Annotated in this window: 1 protein-coding gene; it reads right to left on the bottom strand. The window is 45.5% G+C overall.

Annotated features, from left to right (window positions below; genetic code table 11):
- Positions 1-202: transposase (locus V6E76_RS11480; protein ID WP_499797824.1), on the bottom strand; the 202-nt coding region annotated here is incomplete at both ends.

The following is a 202-nucleotide window of genomic DNA, read 5'->3' on the forward strand; positions in this document are numbered from 1 at the left end:
TATTTCCTTAAGTTGACTGCCATTAAGGCAATCCCTAACTCATTGTGCACCGCATCGTGTCCACGGACAGACATCCGAGTGAACCCTAAATTCGCCTTCAAGTTTCCAAAAGTGGTTTCGACATCAATTTTGCGTTGGGCATATCGATGACGACCTTCTGGGCTTGAAAGCGTCTGCTTCACCTGGGCTTTAAAATATTCCA

Origin of the sequence: Jeotgalicoccus huakuii (assembly GCF_036665975.1) — a bacterium.
Lineage (GTDB): Bacteria > Bacillota > Bacilli > Staphylococcales > Salinicoccaceae > Jeotgalicoccus > Jeotgalicoccus marinus.